General features: G+C 69.7%; 24 protein-coding genes. 10 read left to right on the forward strand and 14 right to left on the reverse strand.

Annotated elements, in window-relative coordinates:
• Positions 1 to 17 precede the first annotated feature (17 nt).
• From ACQY9S_RS16550 to ubiM, 4 genes are all read right to left on the reverse strand, one after another.
• Entirely contained in the window at positions 18 to 176 is a 159-nt protein-coding gene (locus ACQY9S_RS16550; protein WP_428421122.1) for a hypothetical protein, read from the reverse strand.
• A 53-nt stretch (positions 177 to 229) separates the two neighbouring features.
• On the reverse strand, positions 230 to 1,957 hold the full coding sequence (locus ACQY9S_RS16555) for a diguanylate cyclase domain-containing protein (RefSeq protein WP_428421123.1): 1,728 nt from the start codon (positions 1,955 to 1,957) through the stop codon (positions 230 to 232).
• Positions 1,954 to 3,003, reverse strand: coding sequence for an extracellular solute-binding protein (locus ACQY9S_RS16560; RefSeq protein WP_428421124.1), 1,050 nt, complete (start codon positions 3,001 to 3,003; stop codon positions 1,954 to 1,956). The genes ACQY9S_RS16555 and ACQY9S_RS16560 overlap by 4 nt, the downstream gene beginning before the upstream one ends.
• Positions 3,004 to 3,197: 194 nt before the next feature.
• Positions 3,198 to 4,472 carry a 5-demethoxyubiquinol-8 5-hydroxylase UbiM gene (gene ubiM, locus ACQY9S_RS16565; RefSeq protein ID WP_428421125.1) on the reverse strand — a complete coding sequence of 425 codons (1,275 nt, stop codon included), beginning with the start codon at positions 4,470 to 4,472 and terminating at the stop codon, positions 3,198 to 3,200.
• Between the two features lie 286 nt (positions 4,473 to 4,758).
• On the opposite strand from ubiM, the gene ACQY9S_RS16570 reads away from it, so the two are divergent.
• A complete protein-coding gene (locus tag ACQY9S_RS16570; RefSeq protein ID WP_428421126.1) occupies positions 4,759 to 5,082 on the forward strand; it encodes a DUF883 family protein in 324 nt (107 codons plus the stop codon).
• A gap of 25 nt (positions 5,083 to 5,107) precedes the next feature.
• Here the strand turns inward: ACQY9S_RS16570 and ACQY9S_RS16575 are convergent, their stop codons facing one another.
• Complete coding sequence (locus ACQY9S_RS16575) at positions 5,108 to 6,517, reverse strand: phenylacetate--CoA ligase family protein (protein WP_428421128.1); 1,410 nt, start codon at positions 6,515 to 6,517, stop codon at positions 5,108 to 5,110.
• A 208-nt stretch (positions 6,518 to 6,725) separates the two neighbouring features.
• On the opposite strand from ACQY9S_RS16575, the gene ACQY9S_RS16580 reads away from it, so the two are divergent.
• A complete protein-coding gene (locus tag ACQY9S_RS16580; RefSeq protein WP_428421130.1) occupies positions 6,726 to 7,565 on the forward strand; it encodes a universal stress protein in 840 nt (279 codons plus the stop codon).
• A 33-nt stretch (positions 7,566 to 7,598) separates the two neighbouring features.
• Here the strand turns inward: ACQY9S_RS16580 and ACQY9S_RS16585 are convergent, their stop codons facing one another.
• The 6 genes from ACQY9S_RS16585 to ACQY9S_RS16610 all read right to left on the reverse strand — a co-directional run bounded on the left by ACQY9S_RS16585 (position 7,599) and on the right by ACQY9S_RS16610 (position 11,292).
• Positions 7,599 to 8,897 (reverse strand): RNA polymerase sigma factor, encoded by a 1,299-nt coding sequence (locus ACQY9S_RS16585; RefSeq protein WP_428421132.1) that lies wholly within the window; start codon positions 8,895 to 8,897, stop codon positions 7,599 to 7,601.
• A 35-nt stretch (positions 8,898 to 8,932) separates the two neighbouring features.
• Positions 8,933 to 9,460 (reverse strand): SRPBCC family protein, encoded by a 528-nt coding sequence (locus ACQY9S_RS16590; RefSeq protein WP_428421134.1) that lies wholly within the window; start codon positions 9,458 to 9,460, stop codon positions 8,933 to 8,935.
• Positions 9,461 to 9,483: 23 nt separating this feature from the next.
• Positions 9,484 to 9,900, reverse strand: coding sequence for a YciI family protein (locus ACQY9S_RS16595; RefSeq protein WP_428421136.1), 417 nt, complete (start codon positions 9,898 to 9,900; stop codon positions 9,484 to 9,486).
• A 125-nt stretch (positions 9,901 to 10,025) separates the two neighbouring features.
• Positions 10,026 to 10,382 (reverse strand): YciI family protein, encoded by a 357-nt coding sequence (locus ACQY9S_RS16600; RefSeq protein WP_428421138.1) that lies wholly within the window; start codon positions 10,380 to 10,382, stop codon positions 10,026 to 10,028.
• Positions 10,383 to 10,486: 104 nt separating this feature from the next.
• Entirely contained in the window at positions 10,487 to 10,909 is a 423-nt protein-coding gene (locus ACQY9S_RS16605; RefSeq protein ID WP_428421139.1) for a VOC family protein, read from the reverse strand.
• A 131-nt stretch (positions 10,910 to 11,040) separates the two neighbouring features.
• A complete protein-coding gene (locus tag ACQY9S_RS16610; RefSeq protein WP_428421141.1) occupies positions 11,041 to 11,292 on the reverse strand; it encodes a DUF3297 family protein in 252 nt (83 codons plus the stop codon).
• A gap of 592 nt (positions 11,293 to 11,884) precedes the next feature.
• Between ACQY9S_RS16610 and ACQY9S_RS16615 the strand changes: the two genes are divergently transcribed.
• The 4 genes from ACQY9S_RS16615 (at position 11,885) to ACQY9S_RS16630 (ending at position 15,068) form a co-directional block, all read left to right on the forward strand.
• The gene (locus ACQY9S_RS16615) at positions 11,885 to 12,604 is read left to right on the forward strand and encodes a DUF5343 domain-containing protein (RefSeq protein WP_428421142.1); all 720 of its coding nucleotides are present in this window, start codon (positions 11,885 to 11,887) and stop codon (positions 12,602 to 12,604) included.
• Positions 12,588 to 13,079, forward strand: a complete 492-nt coding sequence (locus tag ACQY9S_RS16620) for a TIGR02391 family protein (protein ID WP_428421144.1) — start codon at positions 12,588 to 12,590, stop codon at positions 13,077 to 13,079. Before ACQY9S_RS16615 ends, ACQY9S_RS16620 begins: the two co-directional genes overlap by 17 nt.
• 5 nt (positions 13,080 to 13,084) lie before the next feature.
• Positions 13,085 to 13,876 (forward strand): hypothetical protein, encoded by a 792-nt coding sequence (locus ACQY9S_RS16625; RefSeq protein ID WP_428421146.1) that lies wholly within the window; start codon positions 13,085 to 13,087, stop codon positions 13,874 to 13,876.
• Between the two features lie 391 nt (positions 13,877 to 14,267).
• Positions 14,268 to 15,068 carry a hypothetical protein gene (locus ACQY9S_RS16630; protein ID WP_428421148.1) on the forward strand — a complete coding sequence of 267 codons (801 nt, stop codon included), beginning with the start codon at positions 14,268 to 14,270 and terminating at the stop codon, positions 15,066 to 15,068.
• A 33-nt stretch (positions 15,069 to 15,101) separates the two neighbouring features.
• On the opposite strand, the gene ACQY9S_RS16635 is transcribed toward ACQY9S_RS16630, so the two are convergent.
• Positions 15,102 to 16,604, reverse strand: coding sequence for a DUF3943 domain-containing protein (locus ACQY9S_RS16635; protein ID WP_428421150.1), 1,503 nt, complete (start codon positions 16,602 to 16,604; stop codon positions 15,102 to 15,104).
• Between the two features lie 159 nt (positions 16,605 to 16,763).
• Between ACQY9S_RS16635 and ACQY9S_RS16640 the strand changes: the two genes are divergently transcribed.
• Positions 16,764 to 16,988, forward strand: a complete 225-nt coding sequence (locus tag ACQY9S_RS16640; RefSeq protein WP_428421152.1) for a DUF2805 domain-containing protein — start codon at positions 16,764 to 16,766, stop codon at positions 16,986 to 16,988.
• A gap of 394 nt (positions 16,989 to 17,382) precedes the next feature.
• Here the strand turns inward: ACQY9S_RS16640 and ACQY9S_RS16645 are convergent, their stop codons facing one another.
• On the reverse strand, positions 17,383 to 18,051 hold the full coding sequence (locus ACQY9S_RS16645) for a ProQ/FINO family protein (RefSeq protein ID WP_428421154.1): 669 nt from the start codon (positions 18,049 to 18,051) through the stop codon (positions 17,383 to 17,385).
• A gap of 301 nt (positions 18,052 to 18,352) precedes the next feature.
• On the opposite strand from ACQY9S_RS16645, the gene ACQY9S_RS16650 reads away from it, so the two are divergent.
• The 3 genes from ACQY9S_RS16650 (at position 18,353) to ACQY9S_RS16660 (ending at position 20,232) form a co-directional block, all read left to right on the forward strand.
• A complete protein-coding gene (locus ACQY9S_RS16650) occupies positions 18,353 to 18,733 on the forward strand; it encodes a hypothetical protein (RefSeq protein ID WP_428421156.1) in 381 nt (126 codons plus the stop codon).
• 88 nt (positions 18,734 to 18,821) lie between these two features.
• Entirely contained in the window at positions 18,822 to 19,442 is a 621-nt protein-coding gene (locus ACQY9S_RS16655) for a TetR/AcrR family transcriptional regulator (protein WP_428421158.1), read from the forward strand.
• Between the two features lie 91 nt (positions 19,443 to 19,533).
• Positions 19,534 to 20,232: an SDR family oxidoreductase gene (locus ACQY9S_RS16660; RefSeq protein WP_428421160.1), complete on the forward strand. Its 699-nt coding sequence runs from the start codon at positions 19,534 to 19,536 to the stop codon at positions 20,230 to 20,232.
• Positions 20,233 to 20,264: 32 nt separating this feature from the next.
• Here ACQY9S_RS16660 and ACQY9S_RS16665 read toward each other — a convergent pair whose 3' ends face one another.
• A complete protein-coding gene (locus ACQY9S_RS16665) occupies positions 20,265 to 20,894 on the reverse strand; it encodes a hypothetical protein (protein WP_428421162.1) in 630 nt (209 codons plus the stop codon).
• Between the last annotated feature and the right edge of the window lie 110 nt (positions 20,895 to 21,004).

Genomic DNA, 21,004 nt, shown 5'->3' on the forward strand with positions numbered 1-21,004 from the left:
CGCGCCGGCGCGGCGCGTCAGACCTCCGGGTCGACGCCGCCGTCGTGTTCCGGGTCCTCCGGAATCACCGGCGGCACCGGCCCTTCGTCCGGATCGACCGGCATGGGGGCGGGCTCGGGGTGTTCCGGACCTTCGGTGTGGGGGCGGTGCGATTTGCCCGGCGCATGGGTCGGCATGGGTGGACTCCTGTGGTCGGGCCGATCATCGCCGATGGTATTCCCCGGCGCCGTCAGGAGGTTTCGGCCGCAGGCGGGGCCGAGAAGAACTGGAAGTTGGCGCGACCGGCCGCCTTGGCTTCGTACATGGCCTGATCGGCGTTGGCCAGGATCTCGCCCGCGGTCTGCCCGTCGTGCGGGTAGCAGCTGATGCCGATGCTGGCGCTGACCTGCAGCGCGCTGCCCTGGAAGTCGACGGGGGCCCTGATCCCGCTCAGCAGCTTCTCGGCAATCGCGCCCAGGGAGGTCGGTGGCGTGGGCGTGCTGAGCAGCACCACGAACTCGTCACCGCCCAGCCGCGCAACGGTATCGGCCTCGCGCACCATGGCCAGCAGCCGTTCGGCCACGGCCTTCAGCGCTGCATCGCCCGCGTCGTGGCCGAGTTCGTCGTTGATGGTCTTGAACTCGTCGAGGTCGATGAACAGGACACTGACCTCGGCGCCATAGCGGTGGGCATGGGCCAGGGCCTGCTCCAGCCGGTCCTGGAACAGGCGCCGGTTGGGCAGGCCGGTCAGCGTGTCGTGCTGCGCCAGGTGCTCGAGTTGCACCTGGTTGACCTGCAGGTTGGCGAGCTGCCGGGTGATCTGCTGGTGCATCTGCTGGAAGCTGCGCGCCAGCGTGCCGATCTCGTCCTGCCGCGCGAGGGGCAGCTTGCCCGGCGGCTGTCCCGCGGCGAAGCGCTGCGCGGCCGCGCTCACGGCGTCGATCGGGCGGGTGAAGGCGCGCGCCAGCAGCACGGCCAGCAGCAAGCAGGCCAGACACAGGCCCACCACGATCTGCAGGATGGCGGTCCCGAGCTGGCGGGACTGCGCCAGCACATCCGCCAGCGGCTGGGCCAGGCCGAGGAGGAGCCGGTTCTCGTCGGACGGCACCTTGACCCAGTGCTCGATGAACGCCGCCACCACCGGGACGCCGGCGTGATCGCCGTCGCGGGCCTCGAAGACGACCTGGTCCTGCCGCCCTTCGACCACGGCGCCCGTCGGCGCGAACTCGTCCTGGATCAGCACGCGCCGGCCCTTGTCGAAACCGAAGGTCCGGCTGCTGTCGGGGTGGATCAGGATGTCGCCGGCGCCGTTGGCCATGAACAGCTTGAAGCTGCCGGGCAGGTCGGCTGCCAGCAGCGCGAACAGGTCGTCGAGGTCGACGTTGACCACCACGACGCCGACCGCCAGGCCGGTGGCATCCGTCACCGGCATCGCCAGTTGCAGCACCGGCTGGTCCAGGCCGGCATGGTTGCCGCCCTCGTGATTGACCGTGATGCGCGACAGGTAGGTCGCGCCCGCGGGCAGCTTCAGGGTCTCGGCCACGTAGGCGTAGTGGCCTTTCTCCTGCAGGTCATCGCCCTGCACGCGCAGCGGCAGCTCGTCGCGCCGGTCCACCCGCACGCGCTCCAGCCCGAAGTCGGCGGCGGAAATGAGGCGCAGCTGGGAATAGGCCGGGTTGGCGCGCATCACCAGGCTGAACAGCGTGGCGAGCTGCTCGTCCCGGGCCGCGTCGGCCCGCTGCAGGGTCGACAGGGCGGCCGGGTGGCCGGCGAGCACCTGCAGGTTGCGCGAGATCTCCTCGCGCGTGAGCGTGATGCGCCGCGCCAGCACCTGGGTCGAGGTCAGCAGCTTGTTCTTGGCCGACTCCACCAGCAAGTCGCGGCTGGCCGCGTAGGCATAGAAGCCCGTCAGCCCCGCCGCCAGGGCGCCGACCAGCGCCAGCAGCAGGGCCAGCTTGGCGGCGATGCCCAGTCTCATGGCGCCAGCACCTTGCTGGCGCGATCGCCCGACATGATCCGGCCCCACAACAGGTTGCGGCGTTCCTCGCTTTCGACGGGCTCCAGCCAGGTCAGGTTGGCGCCGGCCTGGTAGTCGGTGGAGGCCGATGTCGTGTTGGCCAGCCCCTGCCGGGTCACGAGCACCTGACCGGGCTCGCTTTCGAGCAGGTAGTCGATCCAGGCGGTGGCCAGCGCCGGATCCCTGGCACCGCGCGTGATCGCCCAGCAGTCCAGCCAGGCCAGCGCCCCTTCCCTGGGAATGGCATAGCCGGCATCGATGCCGGCCGCCTTGATCGCCTGCAGTTGCTGGGTGCCGTAGTTGGCAAACAGCAGCGCCGCGTGGCGGCGCTTGAACAGGGCCACCGATTCGTCCGGCTGGGTGTAGAAGCCGGCCGCGTTGCGTCGCAGGGCGATCAGCCGGTCCACGGCCCGCGGCCAGCTCTCGTCGTCCAGCCTGAAGGGCGATTTCAGGCCCAGCAGCTGTGCCGCCAGCGAGAAGTTGTGCGTGCCGCCGTTGTAGGCGACCACCTTGCCGCGGTAGCGCTCGTCCCACAGGGCGGCGATGGAGTCGGGCGCGCGGCCGACCTGCTGGCGGTCGTAGATCAGGCCCATCTCGGCATAGGTGTAGGGAATGGCATAGGCCGTTCCGCCGTGCACCAGGCCGGGGATGGCCGCCAGGTCGCGAAAGCGCGGCAGTTGCCGGGCGAGGTGGGGCATCGAGGGCGTCGCGATCCCGACCACCAGCCCCTGCCGGATGTAGCGTTGCAGCTCGGCGGTGTTGACCGCGAAGACATCGAAGTCCTGCGCGCCGTTCCGGCTGATCTTCTGCCACAGGTCGACGTCGGAGTCGACGATGGTGACCTCGGCCCTGCTGCGGGTTCGTTGCTCGAAGGTCTTGACGATGTCCGGGTCGGCATAGCCCGGCCAGGCCAGCACGCGCAGTGCTTGCGCGGCGCGGGCCGTCGCCGGCGCGATCGCTGAAAGCGCCAGGCAAAACTGTCGGCGGTTGAGGTGTGCTCGGTTCATGCGTGGGTCAGGCCCGTGGGCGTGTCGATCCCGGTCCGCGGCGAGCCCGACGGCAGGCACGCCACCGCGCCAGCGTACGCCTGTGCGCAAAGCGGTCGCGCCTCGCAGGGGCACTGCGCGCGCCACCCCGGCTGGCGGTGGCATCCCGAGGGCCGGTGCGGCCCGATCGTTGTCGATCTGCCGCGGGCGGCAGCCTACGGCCCGAAGCCCGGGCCGCGCCGGCGGTGCCAGGGCGACAGCGTCCGCGCCGCGTCGCGGGCCTCGGTCAACTGGCGCGTGAGCGCCGACCTGATCAGGCCGCTGAACGGCGGCACGCGCCCGGCCAGCGCCAGCACGGTGCGGCGGACCAGCTTGGGCAGTGCGCGCTCGTCGGTGAACAAGGACACGAGCGCGTTGGTGCCCAGGTACATCGGCAGCGTGGCCCGGCGGTGTTCGTGCTCGAAGGCCTGCAGCGTGGACAGCGCACCGATGTCGCGCCCGGCCGAGTGCGCCGCCGCCAGCTCCCGCGCCAACACCTCCACGCCGTAGAGCCCGAAGTTCCAGCCGTGCGCCGTGACCGGGTGCATGCCGACCGCGGCGTCGCCGATCAGCGCGAAGCGCGGTGCGGCGAAGCGATGCGCATAGACGCCGACCAGCGGATAGTGGTGGCGCGCGCCGACCGCGCGCATCGCGCCCAGCCGCCCGCCCGACTGCAGCTCGATGCGGGCCGCGAACTCCTCGTCCGGCAAGGCCAGCCACTGCGCTGCGAGGTCGCTGCTCACCGTCACGATGGCCGATGCCTGGCGCTCGTTCAACGGCAGCAGCGCCAGCGAGTTGCCGTAGCGGAAGCACTCCCATGCGATGCCGTCGTGGGGCTGCTCATGGGCCACGCGGCCGACGATCATGCTGCGACCGAAATCGTGCACCGACGCGCCGATGCCGGCCATGCGCCGCGTCTGCGACAGGCGGCTGTCGGCGGCGACGACCAGCGGGGCGCTCAGGCGCCGGCCGTCGGCGAGCGTGACCCGGGCGCGGTCGGGGCCCAGCGCCAGCGCAGCGACGCGGGCCTCGCAGGCCAGTTGCACGCCGGGGCGGCTGCGCGCCGCGGCCAGCGCCGCGCTGCGGATCCGGTGGTTGGGCACCAGCCAGCCCAGCGGCGATGGCGGGCCCCCGTCCTCCTGCACGGCGAAGCGCAGCAACGAAGGGCTGTTGCCGTCGAGCACGCGGGCTTCGCACAGCGGCGCGACCTCGGCCGGCGACAGGTGCTGCCACAGGCCCAGCGCCTGCATCACGCGCCGGCCACGCTGCGTCAGCGCGATCTCGCGGCCGTCGGGTGCCGGGGCCTCGAGCGCGGCGAGGGAGCCCTGTTCGAGCAGCTGCACCGACAGGCCGGCGTCGGCCACCGCGCAGGCCAGCGCCAGGCCGGCCGGGCCGGCGCCGATGATGAGCACGTCCGCATCGGCGCCCCGGGAGGAGTCAGGCAGAACCACCAGCGGATGGTGCCCTGCCGCGGGGGCCGGCCCTTGACGCAAGTCAAGCGTCCTGCGCCCGTTGCTGCCTAGAGATCGGGCGCCACGACCTGTGGGCCTTGCCGGCGCACTTTCTGCATGCCGAGGGCAACTGCGTGTCCGGCCGGGCGGCTGGCCTTCGATGCCCAGGCTCCGCCTCCGATTGACCCTGGTCAAACGTCGCCCCCGCCATCTGCCTAGCATGGCCCGATCCACAACCCGAACGCCGCGGCGGCCAGCGCTGCGTTCCAACGGCAAGGAATGCACCATGGACCCGACAGCCACACCCCCCGAGCTCGCCGCCCGCGAACGCCTCGCCCACGGGCTGCAGCAAATGGTCGACGAGGCCAGCCACCTGCTCAAGGACGCGCAGCGCGCCGGCGGCGACCAGCTCAACGCGACGCGCGACAAGTTCGAGACGCAACTGCGCCGCGCCCGGGCCGAGCTGGGCCGGCTCGAGGACGAGGCGATGTACAAGGCTAGGCGCGCCGCGCGCAACACCGACCACGCGGTGCACGAACATCCCTACGCCGCGATGGCGGTCGCCGCCGGGGTGGGGCTGCTGGTCGGCATGCTGATCGCGCGCCGCTGAGCGCGCGGGGTCTCGCTGCCGCCCCTCAGCGTCGGGCGGGCACGCCGGCCGGCAGCACGACCACGCGGCGCAGCTTGCCGCTGGCGCGCTGGTGCAGGGGGGCCGCGCGGCCGAGCGAAATCTGCGTTCCGGTGACGCCGTGGTGCGCGAGGAACGCCGCCAGCGCGCGCCGCGAACTCTCGAAGGCGGTCCGCGCATCGGTCACCGCCGCCTCGAAGCGCAGTTCGATCGAGCCGTCCGCTGCGCACAGCACCTGGAACTGGGTGACGTGCGCGCCCTCCTCGATGGCGGTTTCCAGCGCCAGCGGCAGGATCGTGACCGGACGGCGCCGCGCGTCCCGCAGCCGCAGCGTGTCGTCGGCACGGCCCTGCACCTCGATCAGCGGGAAGGCGCTGCCGCAGTCGCAGCGCCCGGCCAGCCGGCGCACGCGGTCGCCCAGCTGGTAGCGCAGCAGCGGCTGCGTGTGGTTGGCCAGGTTGGTGAGCAGCGTGGTGTGCGACATGCAGCCCGCCGGGACCGGCTGCAGGCGCTCGTCGACCGGCTCCAGGACCACCCAGTCGTCGTTCAGGTGCAGGTGGCCGTGCGCGCACTCCCAGGCGATCGTGAAGAACTCGGAAGCACCGTAGTTGTTGCGCACACTGCAGCCGAAGGCCTCGCGGACCAGCTCGCGCTGCTCGTCCGACAGCTGCTCGCCGCCCATCCACACCTCCTTCAGCGTCAGCTGCAGCGCGCCGTCCTGCTGCATCCGCGCCAGCGCCGCGGCGCAGCTCGGGTAGGTGATCAGCACCGTGGGCTGCAGCGCCTGCAGGTCGCAGGCCACGTCGCGCAGCGGGTCGAGCACCGAGAACACGCGGATCTGCGGCGCCAGTGCGGCAGGCACCAGGCGCCGCAGGCGCTCCATGCTCACCAGGCCGGCGAAATGGCCGCCGGTCGCGCCGACGAAGGCGAAGCGCTGGCGCGCGCCCCAGCTGCCGAGCGACGGCTGCGCCGGGCTGGCACCGCGCAGGCGCAGCGCGTCGATCGCGTCGTAGGCGGCCAGGCTCCGCGCGTCCTGCACGAACAGCCCCGGCTCGCCGCTGGTGCCGGAGCTGGTCCACAGCAGGTAGTCGCCGAGCCAGGCGTCGGCAATGCGGCCCGGGTCGGCCACGAAGGCCTTCGCGGCGGCGTGGGTGATGCGCCGGTCGGTGGCCCAGTCGTCGAAGTGCTGCATCAGCTCGGCCTTGCACACCGGCTCGAAGTCGGCGAGCTGCCGGGCGTGCGGCTGACGCCCACGGTAGAACGGCGAGTCGCGCAGCGCGGTGTCGATCAGGCTTTGCAGTCGCTGCTCGCGCAGCCGCCGGCCGGCGCCCGCCGGGTCCAGCCCCGCGCACCAGGTCTCGCTCCAGGCCCGCATCCACTGCCAGGCGTTGAAGGGGGGTGGGGGGTGCGTGGTCATGCGGGGGTGGTGCCTGGGTGAGAGCGGGAAGCGCTTCGGCGCCGGGCGGCGCGAGGCACGAGCATGCGCCCGAGGCGGCAGCGCTGGCAAGGAGGGACGCGCCGGCCCGTTGCTGCACGGCGCCGGCCGCCTGGGGCCCGGTTGATCCACGTCAAGCCATGCCCGCCGATCGGGACTAGCGTTGAAGCCTCGCATGAGGAGCAAGACGATGAGCGACCTGAAGTCGATCCTGGTTCATCTGGACGATTCGAGCGGCAGCGCGCGGCGCTTGCAAGCGGCGCAGCGCCTGGCCGCGGCCCACGCGGCGCAGATCGACACGCTGTACGCGGTGATGCCGTCGATGCTGCAGAACCCCTATGCCTTCACCATCGAAGCGGGCGCAGCCTCGCTGCTGATCGAGGCCGAGAACGAGCAGCGCGAGCGCGCCCGTGCGGCCTTCGAGCAGGAGCGCCGCGCCGCGGGCGGCATGCCGGGCGTGAAATGGAGCGAGACGCGCGGCGAGCCCGTCAGTGCCTTCGTGCGCCGTGCCTGGGGGGCCGACCTGCTGGTGCTGGGCCAGCACGACCCCGACCACACGGTCTATGCCGGCGTGCCGCCGGACTTCACCGCGTCGGTGCTGATCGACAGCGGCAAGCCCGCCCTGGTGCTGCCCTATGTCGACACCGGCCCGACGCTCGGCGATACCGTGATCGTGGCGTGGAAGTCCACGCGCGAGTCGGCGCGCGCCGTCACCGCGGCGCTGCCGCTGCTGCAGCGGGCGCTGAGCGTGCACGTGATGGCCTGGGACGAAACGCCGGACGCCGACCAGCGCACGCCGCTGGAGATCGAGTCCTTCCTGCAGCGCCACGACGTCACGGCCACGGTGCACCGCGACGCGCCGCCGACCGGTGGGCTGGGCGAGCTGCTGCTGTCGCAGGCGGCCGACCTGCTGGCCGACCTGCTGGTGATGGGCTGCTACGGCCACGGTCGTGCGCGCGAATGGGTGCTGGGCGGCGTAACGCGCACCGTGCTGCGCTCGATGACGCTGCCGGTGCTGATGGCCCACTGACCGCAGGCGCCTCGCAAGCCGCCGGCCCGCCCTTCAATTCGATGCGTTCGAATGCAATGCCGCATGAGCGGCGCGCGCCCGCTCCAGCAGCAGCTCGCGTTCGCGCACATTGCGCGTCAGCGCTGCGGCGCGCTCGAACTCCGTGCGCGCTTCGTCATGGCGGCCCAGCTTGGCCAGCAGGTCGCCGCGCACGCTCGGCAGCCAGTGGTAGCCGGCCAGCGCCGGACTCGATGCCACGGCGTCGACGACCTCCAGCCCGGCCGCGGGCCCGAAGGCCATGCCGACCGCCACCGCGCGGTTGAGCTCGATCACCGGCGACGGCGCCACCTGCGCCAGCGCGTCGTAGAGCGCGACGATCAGCGCCCAGTCGGTGTCGGCAGCGCGCGCGGCGCGCGCATGACAGGCGGCCAGTGCGGCCTGCAGCGCATAGGGACCGCGCATGCCGCCCAGCGCCGTGGCACGCGCCAGCGCGGCGAGGCCGCGGCGGATCAGCAGCGGGTCCCAGCGCGAGCGGTCCTGGTCGAGCAGCAGCACCGGCCGGCCCTGCGCGTCGACGCGGGCATGGGTGCGCGAGGCCTGGATCTCCATCAGCGCCACCAGGCCATGCACCTCGGGCTCGTCGGGCGCCAGCCCGGCCAGCACGCGGCCCAGGCGCAGCGCCTCCTCGCACAGCGCCGGGCGCATCCAGTCGTCGCCGGCGGTGGCCGAATAACCCTCGTTGAAGACGAGGTAGACGACCTCCAGCACCGAGGCCAGGCGCGGCGCGCGCTCCTGGGCCTGCGGCACCTCGAAGGGCACGCGGGCCGCGCTCAGCGTGCGCTTGGCGCGCACGATGCGCTGCGCGATCGTGGCTTCCGGTGTGAGGAAGGCGCGCGCGATCTCGGGCGTGCTCAAGCCGCCCAGCAGTTTCAGCGTGAGCGCCACGCGTGCCTCGGTGCTGAGCACCGGGTGGCAAGCGGTGAAGATCAGCCGCAGCAGGTCGTCGCCGATGTCGTCCTGGCGCGCCGCGTCGAGCGCATCGACGAAGTCCGGCACCACGCCGGCCTGCAGCGCATCGAGGTCGTGGCCCAGCTCCTCGTGCTTGCGCGCATGCAGCGCGTCCTGGCGCAGCCGGTCGAGCGCGCGGTGCTTGGCGGTGGTCATCAGCCAGGCACCGGGCTTGTCGGGCAGGCCGTCGGTGGGCCAGTGTTCGAGCGCGGCGACCAACGCGTCCTGCGCCAGCTCCTCGGCCAGGCCGACGTCGCGCACCATGCGCGCGACCGCGCCGATGATCTTGGCCGATTCGATGCGCCAGACGGCGTCGATCGCGCGGTGCGTGTCGGTCGTCGCCACCGGTCGCCGCCGCTCAAGCCGCGCTCGCGGGATGCTCAGCGCGCCTCGGCCGCGGCCTTCAGGTTCACGAGGCCGGCCTCGAAGTCGCGGCCGACCATGCGGTCCATGCTGAAGAACACGCCCATCAGCTTCGACACGAAGGTGGCGGGGCCGTGCATCGCCCAGGTGACGGTGGTGCCGCCGCCGTCCGGGCGCAGCGCGAACTCGGCGGTGTTGTGGGCCGTGAAGGGCTGCTCGAAGTCGAGCGCGATCGTCACGTGCGTCGGCGCCGCGGTGTCGGTGATCTTCATGCTGCCGACACCGACCTCCTTGCTCTCCCAGGCGTAGAAGGCGCCGGGGCCGCGTGTCACATCGCCATAGCGCTGCTTGATCGCCGGGTCCTTGCGCGCGTAGGGGTTCCAGGTGTTGAAGCCTTTCAGGTCCTCGATCAGCGCGAACACGCGCTCGGGCGGCGCCTCGATGCGCAGGCTGCGCTCGACGCGGAACTGGTCGGGCCGCGTCGCCGCGTAGAGGAGCAGCAGCGCCAGCGCGGCCAGCACGGCGAGGGCGAGGGTCTTGAACATGTCGGTCTCCTAAGGGGGTGGGCTCAGCCTTGCGGGGCCAGCAGTTCGCGCAAGCGCTCGACCGACTCGCCGGGCGGGAAGTCGTCCAGCTCGTAGAGCGGGCGCACGTCGATCTCGCCGTCGGCCAGTTCGCCCATCGGCGCCGGAAAGCGCCGCGCCCATTCCATCGCCTCTTCCCTCGAGCGGGTCTGGATCAGCGTGTAGCCGGCGACCAACTCCTTGGCCTCGGCGAACGGGCCGTCGATGACCGTGCGCGTGCCGCCGGCGTAGCGGATGCGCCAGCCCTTGCTGCTGGGTTGCAGGCCGGCGCCGTCGAGCAGCACGCCGGCCCGGGCGAGCTCCTCGTGGTAGGTCGCCATCGCGGCCATCAGGCGGTCGTCTTCGGGCATCACGCCCGCTTCGGTGTCGGGCGTGGCCCGCACCATGATCATGAATCGCATCGCAGTGCTCCTGGTCGTGGTGGAGAAGAGAGCCTTTCGGGGCCCTTGTCGGTACGACGAGCGGCGCGCGGCCGGATCGACAGCCGCGGCTCCGGATCGCGGAAAAAACTTCCCGACGCGCGGACTCAGGGGTCCGGCTCGTAGCAGGGCCCGACCTGCCGCACCTCGACCGTGCACCACTCGGCGGCCGGGCAGGTGGCGGCGATCGCCAGCGCTTCCTCGCGCGTGGCCACATTCAGCAGGAAGAAGCCGCCGACCATTTCCTTCGCTTCGGCGAAAGGCCCGTCGGTCAGCTGGGTGCGGCCCTCGCGCACCTGCAGGCGCACGCCCCGGGAGGCGAGCGAGTTGCTCGCCTCGAGCACCCCGCGTGCCTGCAGGCCGGCGGTGAACTGCAGCATGCGCTCATAGACCTGCTGCCCGGCCTCGACGCCGCGCTCGCGGCGCTGGCCGGTGGGTTCGACGATCAGCAACATGTAGGACATTTCGGCTCCACGTCACCCGCCCCCCGCGCCCGACGGGGCGCGACGGCGTGACCGGTGCCGATTCTGCGTCCGCCGCGTGACTTGCGAAGCGCCGGGCGACCGTATCAGAACGGCTGCAACTCCCCATTCACGATCCACGGCGTGCCGAACTTGTCGATCAGCATGCCCCAGCGCTTGGCCCAGAAGGCCGCCTGCATGGGCATGGTCACCTGGCCGCCGTCGGCCAGCGCCGCGAAGACGGCTTCGGCCTCGGCGGTGGTCGGGTAGTCGAGCGCGATCGACACGCCCTTGATGCCTTCGTACGGCGCGCCCCCCGGGCAATCGCCCGCGTAGAGCATGCCGCCGCCGGGCAGCACCAGGCGCGCGTGCAGGATGCGGTGCAGAAACTCCTTGGGCATCTGCTCGGCCATGGGCGACTCGGCGCCGCTCATCAGCACTTCGAGCTTGGCCTTCAGCGCGCGCTCGTAGAAGCGCATGGCGTCGGCGCAGTTGCCGTTGAATCCGAGGTAGGCGATGGCTTGGGTCATGGCGTGGGCTCCTGGGTGGGTGGCAAGGGCGGGCCGTCGGGTCGGGTTCCGGGGCCTGCATGCTGACGACGAACGAGCGGGGTGCGGATCGACACGCTGCCCGGCATTTTTTAGCACGGGCCCCGCGCGGCTCAGCGGTAGAACGCCTCCACCTTGCCCTTGAGCTTGATCAGCAGCGGCTTGCCCTTGCGGTCCAGCGTCTTGCCGGCGGCCACCTTCACCCAGCCCTCGCTGACGCAGTACTCCTCCACGTCGGAGCGCTCCTTGTCGTTGAAGCGAATGCCGATCTCGTGTTCGAACACGGCGGCCAGGTGATGCGGGCTGGCCGGGTCGACGGACAACCGGTCGGGCAACGGGGGAGCGGCTTGGCCTTCTTCTTTCATGGGCGACCTCTTGTCGGGTGGCGATGGAGAGCCCCCGATTGTCGAGGACGCTCGGGCTGCAGCGATCGCCTGCCAGATGCCGGAGCGGGAGTCGCACCGGTCGCTGCGGCCACGGCGGCTCGGGCGGAGGCGTCGGGAGGCGCCTTCATTCCCAGTCGCGCTCGGCCGCATCGAATCGGCGGGCGACCTTCGCCTCGTAGCCGTCGTTCGAAGCTGCCACCGGCGGCCGCCCGCAAGTACCGCGCGTTGCTGGCGGGGAGCGCAGTGCCGGGATGTGGTGCTCGCGCGGGAGTGAGATGACCGCGATCGACCCTATCTAACCGGTCGCCCCTCAAGGAAGCGGTCGCTCGAATGCGTTCGACAGTCAAGGCGGATGCCCGGCGTCAGCGTTCCCCTTTTAGTGGTCGCCTAAGTCCACGCCGATGACGACAGTGCAGGGTGGGTTCAGAGAGGCCGTCTCCTCAATCAAGCGGATACCGGTCTACTGGGAGCGCGACCCTTCGCGGGTGATGTCCGATGCGTGCACGCCGACATTTGTTACAAGCGGGCAGTCGCTGCGACAATTGCGCTCACAAACGGAGGAGAGTTCCAAGTGGCAGACAAGCATCCCTACATGTCCGGCTCCGGTGGTGTGACGCAGCTGGTGGGTCAGCTTCGAAAGGCATTCCCTGCGACGGTTACGGCGGATACGCTGAAGAAGTTGGGCATCGCGCCGCAGAACGAATCTTTCGTTCTGAACATCATGAAGTTCATCGGAGTTCTGGACGCTGAGAACAAGAAGACGCCTGCGGCCGGGCCGGTATTCAACAAGCACGACAACACCGAGTTCCAGCAGGAGTTCGCCAAGCTGGTCACTGGCCCGTACCGCGAGCTGTTCGACCTTCATGGCGAGGACGCGTGGACGCTGCCATTGGACAAGTTGATCTCGTTCTTCCGCAATCACGACGGCACAAGCGACGTGGTCGGGAAGCGCCAAGCGACGACGTTCCAGACGTTGGCTCGAATCAGCGGCAAGCTGACGGAGGGCGTCGCCGCGACGGTGAAGTCTGCATCCAGCGGGGGTGGGGCGAAGATCGTCAAGAAGGTGTCCCCGGTCAAAAAGGCAGCGCCGGTAGCCCCGGCTCCGTCCCTGACCCCAGCGCCCGTGCACGTGCAATCGCCGGTGCAAGCCAACTCCGGCGCGGCTGGGGCTGGGAGCGTTGGTCTGACAGTTCGCATCGAGATCAACCTCCCTCCTGGCGGTGATCAAGCAACGTACGACGCGATCTTCAAGAGCATCCGCGAGAACTTGCTGAATGGCAACGGCACTTGATCTGTTCGAGCAGATTGTTCGGCGCACGCCTGCGCAGGAGCCCGTAGAGGAAGCTGCACCTACTGCCGATGGCAAGCCCGTCCACCCGTTCGAGTTGCGCAATGTGCACGTAGGATTTCCGGCGAAGGTTCGGAAGCTGTTCGACGACGGGCATGGCGCTGAAGCCACGTTTCATGCGTTCAAGTACGTTGAGAAGGTAGTGCAGAAGCACACTGGCAGCGCACTGAATGGTGAGAAGCTCATGATGGCCGTCTTCAACGAGGCGAGCCCTACTGTGAAGCTGAATGGGCTCGCAAACGTAAGCGAGCAAGACGAGCAACGGGGCTACCGGTTTATCTTTGCTGGTGCAATCGTGGCAATACGCAACCCGGGCGGGCACGAGATCACGCTGAGCGATGACCCCGATGTGTGTCTCGATCACCTCGCCTTTGCGTCGCTACTTCTCCGACGCCTTGAGCGGGCTGGCTACAAATGACAACCATGAACAAGGCTCTGTATGCCATTTCGTGGCTCGTTGCAGCGTATTTTGGCGTTGGTTTTGTCGCGAAGGCTGGCTTCCCACCAAGGCCCGATCTATTGATCGCTGACGCGTTCTTTGTAGCGCTCTTCCTGTTCTTCCTGTTCTTGCCCTTCTTCAACAAGATCAAGCTTGGATCTTGGCTTGAGCTTGAGCGTGAGGTCAAGGAGGCCAAGAAGGAAGCTTCGGCTGCAAAGGAGGAGCTGCGGGAGTTCAAGGCAGAGGTGCGCAATTCGCTGTCCGTCGTATCGACCACGCTGAACAACCAACGTCAGCAAACGCATGTCATTGTCAACAACTCTGCACCTGAGCCGGCAACGCTTCGGGAACAGCAGCAAAAGATTGAGGAAACATTTCAAACCCCTCAGTGGGAAGCCAGAGCAGAGAAGTACGCCGTAGAGACCAAGGCTCAAGAAGACGAGGACGTGGCGTATATCTTGGCGAAGGTGCGGATAGATATTGAACGTCTTCTTCGCGCGATTCTGGGTCGACGCGTGAAGACACTTTCCTCTAGTGCCAACATAATTCGAATGGCGAGTCTGCGGCAGCTCTTCAACGAGTTGGTGAAATCCGACTCTCAGTACGAATCACTGTATGAGTCGTTCAACTACGTGAACCGCGTGTGCAACGCCGCCATTCATGGACAGATCGTGACCAAAGATCAGGCAGCAGAGGCTCTGAAGCTCGGCGCGCTGATCATCGAAGTTCTGCAGCAGCACCCGGACGGAGGCGAGACCGCCCCAGCGTTGTTTTAACGCGGCCTTGGCGCCGCGTCCCGTGAGATTCAACGCCAGATCTAGCAGAGGCCGACTTGCGGCACCCGGATCGCAGCGGCTATGGCCAATCTTGAGCAGTCGTCCGCAGACACGCTTGGCATTGCCCTCGGCAAAGTCTCCGTCTGAGTGACTGCTTTCGGGCGAGAGCGCGATTGACCGCTACTGGCCGACTACAGACGCTCAAGGTGTTGTCTTGTAAGGCGCCACGTCAGGGGGTGCGATCCTCGTTGTTAGTGCGGTCAGATGTTGCTTTTGAATCTCGAACGCCACGTTTGAACCTGTGGCGCCGGATATTGCGCGCTACCGACTTGCACGACAATGAAACGATCACGGCAAACATCGCGTCCGTGTGTGCCTCCAAGGACTTCTCATGGAACTCGTCCAAGTTTTAATCGTGGCGTTCGGAGGCAGTGTTGCCGCGCTGGCTGTTACTGCCTTCCTTGGAAAGGCGCTGATCTCGCAACTGCTGGCGCGCGAGATGGAGGGGCTGCGCAGCCGCTTGAAGGTCGAAGGCGACACGCTGGTGGAGTCGCTGAAAGCACGGTTGCAGCAGGATGCCCGCCTAGACGACAGGCAGTTTGCGCTTGCACAGGTAATGCGCCGCTACCAAGGCCCACTACTGCATGCGGTGTACGACTTACAAAGCCGCCTCTATAACATCCTTGTCAATCGTTTCTTCGACGTCTATCTAGTCGGCGGCTCGCCGACTCAGAAGCAATACGCTGCGTACAACACTTCATTTCTCATCGCCCAGTTTTTCGGATGGATAGAAATCATCCGTCAGGAAGTGCAGTTCATCGAGTTCGCCGAAGACGATAAGACTCGCCGTTTTTCGGATATTCGAGACGAAATTTACGGCCTGTGGCAGACGGATCGCTTCGGTGATCCACTGATGATCTGGGCGGGGGAGCAGCGGGGCATCGGTGAGCTGATGATCGAAATCCGGGGTGACCAGTTGACCTGCAAAGGCTATGCAACGTTTCTTAAATCGTTCGGTGCCGCTCAGGAGCAACTGGTGGATCGCCTGACGCAAGCCGTGCTGGCCAGCGCAACGAAGCAAGGAGTGCTTCACGATCGTCTGCTCGCCGTTCAGCACAAGTTGATTGAGATGCTTGAAGTGCTGGATCCGGACGGTCTTCGTTTTCGCGCAGTGTGGCGAACGAAGGCCTAGTCCGGCGGTAGAGCGCAAGGAACTGGGCCGCCGTCAGCGCGCAGCCGCATCCCGCCACTCCACCGCCCCAAACCCATCCGCCCCGAGCAGCGTGTAGTACACCCCCACGGTGCCCAGCGTCTGCGTGCGGCTGCCGATCACCGGGTAGTCCGCGTCGCGGTGCGACCAGACGTACTTGACGCTCACCGCGTGCCGCTTGTAGAGCCGCCAGGTGAAGGCGGTGTCCACGCGCGAGATGTTGTCGCGCCCGGCCGAGCGGTTGGCAATGCTGCCCAGGAAGTACTTCTGGGCCGATACGTCGATGGAGCTGCTCGCTCCGCTGATCAAACGCAGCGCCAGGCTCAGGCGCGGCGCCACGCCGTAGTGGTAGTCGCGGTCGTCGGTCGTGCGGCGCGAGGTGCTGGCCGCGGAGTAGCCCAGGCCCGCGAGCACCGTGCCCTGCAGAGCCACCTGCTCGGAGGCCCACCACTGCCCGGTCGTGCCGAGCGAGAGCGCGGTGGTCGAGACGTTGAAGATCTGCGGCGCCACGTAGTCGTAGCTGCCGTACAGGCCCCACAGGCCGCGAACGGTGGCGCCGGCGGCGTAGTCGGTGCCGAACAGCAGGCCGCGGGTGGCGAGGGTCTCCACGCCGTTGGCGCTGGACACCACGCCGTGGAAGGCGAAGTAGTCGAACGGGCGCCGGTAGGTGTAGCCGTCCTTGCCGGGCAGGCCGTAGTCGAGCGCAAAGTCCACCACCGCCTCGTTGCGCTGCAGGTCCCTCGAGGTGCCGATGTCGTCCTGCGCCGCGCGCGTGGCGCCGATGCGCAGGCGGCTGTAGTAGACCGGGTCGTTGTCGACGAAGGCGCCGTCGAAGCGCGAACCGAAGGTGAGCCGGGTGAAGCCCACAGACGGCGAGATGCCCGCGGCGATCACCTCGCGCCAGGCTTGCGGCAGGTCGCTCTTGCCGGTCAGCACGAGGTGGGCCATGCGGAACAGCGGTTCGCCGAGAAAGCTGCCGGCAATGCCGCTCGCGATCTGGTCATTGCGTGACGGCGGGGTCTGCTCGCCGGCGATCTCCCACCCCGCACTGCCGGCAAAGGTGTAGCCGGCGGCTTCCCAGTAGCTCAGGCCGGTCGAGCGCGCGGCGCCGTGGTACAGCGAGCCCTGGTAGGGGTGGGCGAACTGGTTGACGTCGAACGGATCGTTGTCGATCACCCAGGGCCCGCGCAGGTTGCGCCGTATCGAGGCCCCGCTGACGTCGTAGTCCCGCGTGCCGCTGAAGCGCCGGTTGTAGCGGTTCAGCAGGAAGTCGAAGCCGATGATCTCCAGCGCCGGGATGGCGTAGCTCTTGTCGGGCGTCTTCGCGGTCGCGGTCGCGGTCGCGGTCGCGGTCGGGTCGGCCGGCGTCTGTTCGGCGGCCGGATCGGGCAGCTCGGCGGCGGCCACCTTCGGCTCCGCCTGCGCGGCGGCGCACGGCGCGGCGAGCAGCAGCGCGAGCCCGGCAATGCCGCTCAGCAACGCGCGGGCACGCGGCGCGAGGAACGACGTGTGTGGCATGTCGAACTCCGGTGGTTCGCCACATGGTCTTCGATGGCGCTGCTCCTGCCACCCGGACGAAGGCTCGACACGCTGTCAGTCGGTTCCCACACGGCGAGCGGTCGCGCCCGGCCGCGTCTCGTCCGGCGGCAACGCAGTCGCGGGCCGACAATCGGGGCCATGGCGAAACCCATTCCCCGTCTGACGGCCGAAGAGATCCGACGCGTGATCGACACCGCGTGGGACGACCGGCCGCCGTTCAGTGCGGTGCTGCGGCATCACGGGCTGTCGCCCGGCGAGCTGGTTCAACTGCTCAAGCGCGAACTCACGCCGAGCGCGTTCAAAGTCTGGACCGCGCGGACGAAGGCCGCACCACTGCGGCCCGCCCGACCGGGGCGGCGCTGACGGGCTGACCGCTCCGTCTGCTCGTACCGAGCGGTGCTGGCGAGGCCGCCGGGCGAGCGGCTCCGCTCATGTCCTCCGGGCCCGGCTTCGCCCGGCCCTCCCCCTCTACTTCGCTGCGCCGCTCACCCGACACCCTTGCCAGCACTCACCATCGCCGCCTGCCACGGCAGTCAAACCCCGGCGGGCCGCGGTGGTGGTAGCGCTGGGACGGGTCGTTGTGTGGAGTGAAGTCAAGGAGGAGGGGGCGGCCGTGAGGCCGACACCGGGGGAGTGAAGCCGCGCGAGAGGCGCCGGAAGGCGCCTCTCGGCTGCTGAACGCCCAGCCGCGATACAAGCGGCTGGGCATGAACGCAACACAGCGACCCGGCGCGGCGCCCCCGCCGACGTTTGGCAGTCAGCGACCCGGCTTGCCCGGCCTGCGTTCGCCGCGCCGGGCTTCGGGCGGCGGCGGCGGTATCGACGTGCGCCGTTCCCGCTCTTCCCGCGCTTGCGCAAGACGGGCCTCGAGTTCCGGCGCCGACAGCCCCTTGAGCGCGCAGAAGTTGGCTTGCGTGAGCGTGGTGGTCTCGTGGGCGCGCAGCAGCGCGGCGCGCCCGCGCTGAGCCTCGTCGTCCGCCGTGCGCGCGCGCCGGGCTTCGTCCTGCGCTGCGCGTTGCGCGCTGCGTTCGGCCGCGCGGCGCGCGTCGTGCAGGCTGCGGCGGCGCTCCAGCTCGCCGGTCGCGGCCTGGCGGTGGACATCGGTCACTTCGCCGGCCGGCTGGCCGTCGAGGTCCACGCGATGGGTCGCGCCTACCAGGGCCTTCAGGTAGGCCGTGCTCGTGGTGTGCCGGTGCAGGAAGCCCGACAGCGCCTTCTTCGTGAAGAGGCCCGGCGCACGCTGCTGTATGTCAGCCTGCACACCCAGCTTCAGCGGCAGGAAGACGCCCGCGCCGAACGCGGCAGGAAACAACGGCGCCAGCTGCGCGGCCGTCGCGGCGGGCGAACGCTCGGCCGCGGCAGGCGCTGCATCTTCGGGGGCCGCAGGAGCAGTGCTGTCGGAGGAGGGCGAGGGGTGATCGGGCACGGTTCGGCGGCAGCGAAAGGGGGCGGTGCCGAATTGTCGCTGCAGTCATGGGCTGTTCCACGCCGCGCCGCGCCAGTCGGTCGCGGCGGCCCCTGACGCAGGCGCCGACCTGTGTTGCTTGCCGAACAGACGACGAACCGCTCCGGACGTGGCTTCGGCAGCGTGCGCAGGTTTCCCTCCCGGCCGGGGCGCTTGATCTGCATCAGGCCTGCCGAGCGGCCCCGCGCCGATCATCGTGGCCAGGGACGCAGGCGCGTGCCGCGCGGCCCGCGAATCCCCGTTCACCAAAGGAACCTTTGACATGAGCCTCTTCCACGCCGTGGTCTGGACCGATCACCAGACCGCCCAGGTGCTGCAGTTCGACGCCGAGCATGTGCTGGCACAGAAGGTCCGCGCGCACACGCACCACACCGCGCAGCATGGCAGCGCCGTGCGGTCGGAGCATGAGTTCTTCGGCGAGGTCTGCGATGCGCTCGACGGCATCAACGAGGTGCTGGTGACCGGCTCGCACACCGCGCTCGCCGACTTTCGCCACTACGCCGACAAGCACCGGCCGCAGACCGCGGCCCGCATCGTCGCCTATGAAGTGGCAGACCATCCGAGCGAGAACCAGCTGATCGCGCTCGCGCGCAAGTACTTCCTGCGGCACGACCAGATGGCCGGGACTCCCGCGCCGACCTGATCCGCGCGCCGCCGGTCGCCGCCGCCCGTCCCGGCGCATTGACCTCACGCACGGCGGGGGGTTGGAAACTTCATATGATGCTCGTCATATGAAAGCGCAGCGCAATGCGGCCGGCCGCGGCAACGGCCCCCCCGCCGACGGTCCGTCCCGCAAGGACCTCACCCACGACCGCATCGTCGGCACCGCCGCGCGCGCGATCTGCCGCAGCGGCTACGACGGCACCGGCGTGGCCGACATCATGAAGGAGGCCGGGCTCACCCACGGCGGCTTCTATGCGCACTTCCCGTCACGCACCGCGCTGCTGGCCGAGGCGGCCGACCGCGCGGGGGCCGACAGCACCGAGCGGCTGCGCCGGGTCGTCGAGGGCTTGCCGGCGGCCAAGGCGCTCGATGCCCTCGTCGACCACTACCTGTCCGATGCCCACCTGAAGGCCACCGAGCTGGGCTGCCCGCTCGCCGCGCTGGCCTGCGACACACCGCGCCAGGCGCCCGAGGTGCGGGCCGCCGTGACGCAGCGCCTGAACGAGACCCTCGACCTGGTGGCGCAACTGCTGCCGGGCCGCAGCAAGGCCGACGCGCGCACGCAGGCGATGGCGGTGCTGAGCTGCCTGGTCGGCGCGATGGCGCTGGCCCGCGCGGCCGATGATCCGAAGCTGTCGCGCGCGCTGCGCCGGGCGTGCCGGCAGTCCCTGCAACAACGCCTGGGCTGAGCCGCAACCGCAAGGCCCGGCCCCGGTTTTCGTCCGACGTATGACGGTCGTCATACGACATCGCTTGCTCCATCCACCGAAAGGACACCCCATGAAGATCAAAGACTCCGTCGCGCTGGTCACCGGCGCCAACCGCGGCCTCGGCCGCGCCTTCGCCGCCGCGCTGCTGGCCGGCGGGGCCCGCAAGGTCTACGCGGCCGCGCGCGACCCGGCCAGCGTCACGCTCGCCGGCGTCGTGCCGGTCGCGCTGGACGTGACGAATGCGCAGCAGGTGGCCGCGCTCGGGCGCGAGCTGGGCGACGTCACGCTGCTGATCAACAACGCCGGCATCCTGCGCAACAGCGGGCTGCTGCAGGCCGGCACGATCGAGGCCGCGCGCGCCGAGATGGAGACCCACTTCTTCGGCCCGCTGATGCTGAGCCAGGCCTTCGCGCCCACGCTGGCGCGCCACGGCGGCGGTGCGATCCTCAATGTGCTGTCGGTGCTGAGCTGGCTCAGTCTGCCGGGTGCCGGCACCTACTGTGCGTCGAAGGCGGCCGAGTGGTCGCTGACCAACGGCCTGCGCAACGAGCTGCGCGCGCAGGGCACGCAGGTCGTCGGCCTGCACGTGGGCTACATGGACACCGACATGGTCAAGGGCGTGGACGCCGCGAAGACCGCGCCGGAAGACGTGGTGCGCCAGGCCCTCGCGGTGCTCGAGGCCGGCGGCTACGAGGTGCTGGCCGACGAGCTGAGCCGCCAGGTGCGCCAGGGCCTGTCGGCCGAGCCGGCGGTCTACGCGGGCGGCTGATCCTTCGCGTGCGGGTGGACGGGTCGGGCTCGCTAGAAGAAGCCGGCCTTGCCGGCCGCCGCCACCGCGGACTTCACCAGCTCCGACACCTGCGCGTTCACGTCGTCGGTGGTCGACGCACGGGTCTTGGCCGTCCACATCAGGCGGGCGCTGGTCACGTCGGTGAGCTGGCTGTTGGCGCCGTAGGCGGTGCTGGTCTTCGCGCCGCCGATCGGCAGCGAGATGCCGACGCCCCCGCCCACCGAGCGGCCGAAGCCGCCGACGCCCAGCCCGATCGACGGGCCGGGCTGCACCACCGTGGCGTCGGGCGCCACCGAAGTGAGCCAGATCGCCTTCGCGCCGGCGGCGCGCGCGGCGGCGAGGTAGGGCTCGGCGGCCGCGCTGCGCACGGTGCCGGCCGCCACCGCCGCCTGGACCACCGGCGAGGCGCCGTAGGCCACCAGCTCGGCCATCACGTGGTCCTGGCAGCCGCGTTGCAGGGCCAGGTCGGTGGCCTCGCACACCACCAGCAGCTTGCTGCCGCGCAGCGACTGGCCGGCGAACTGCGGCTCGACCCACTGCGCATCGACCGGCGTCGACGCGCAGCCGGCCGCGACGAGGCCGGCCGCCAGCGCGGCCAGCGCGCGGCGCACGGTGCGCCATCCTGATGCGGCATGCGACATGGGCGGGGATCCTGCTGAAGCGACGAGCCAGCTTACTCCGCCGCCCGCGCCGTCGTGCGCAGCGGACCCCTGGGCCGGCAGGGCTTGCGGGCGCTCGCCGCGGCGGTTTG

The sequence above is a fragment of the Methylibium sp. genome (assembly GCF_965279545.1).
Classification (GTDB): Bacteria; Pseudomonadota; Gammaproteobacteria; order Burkholderiales; family Burkholderiaceae_C; genus Methylibium.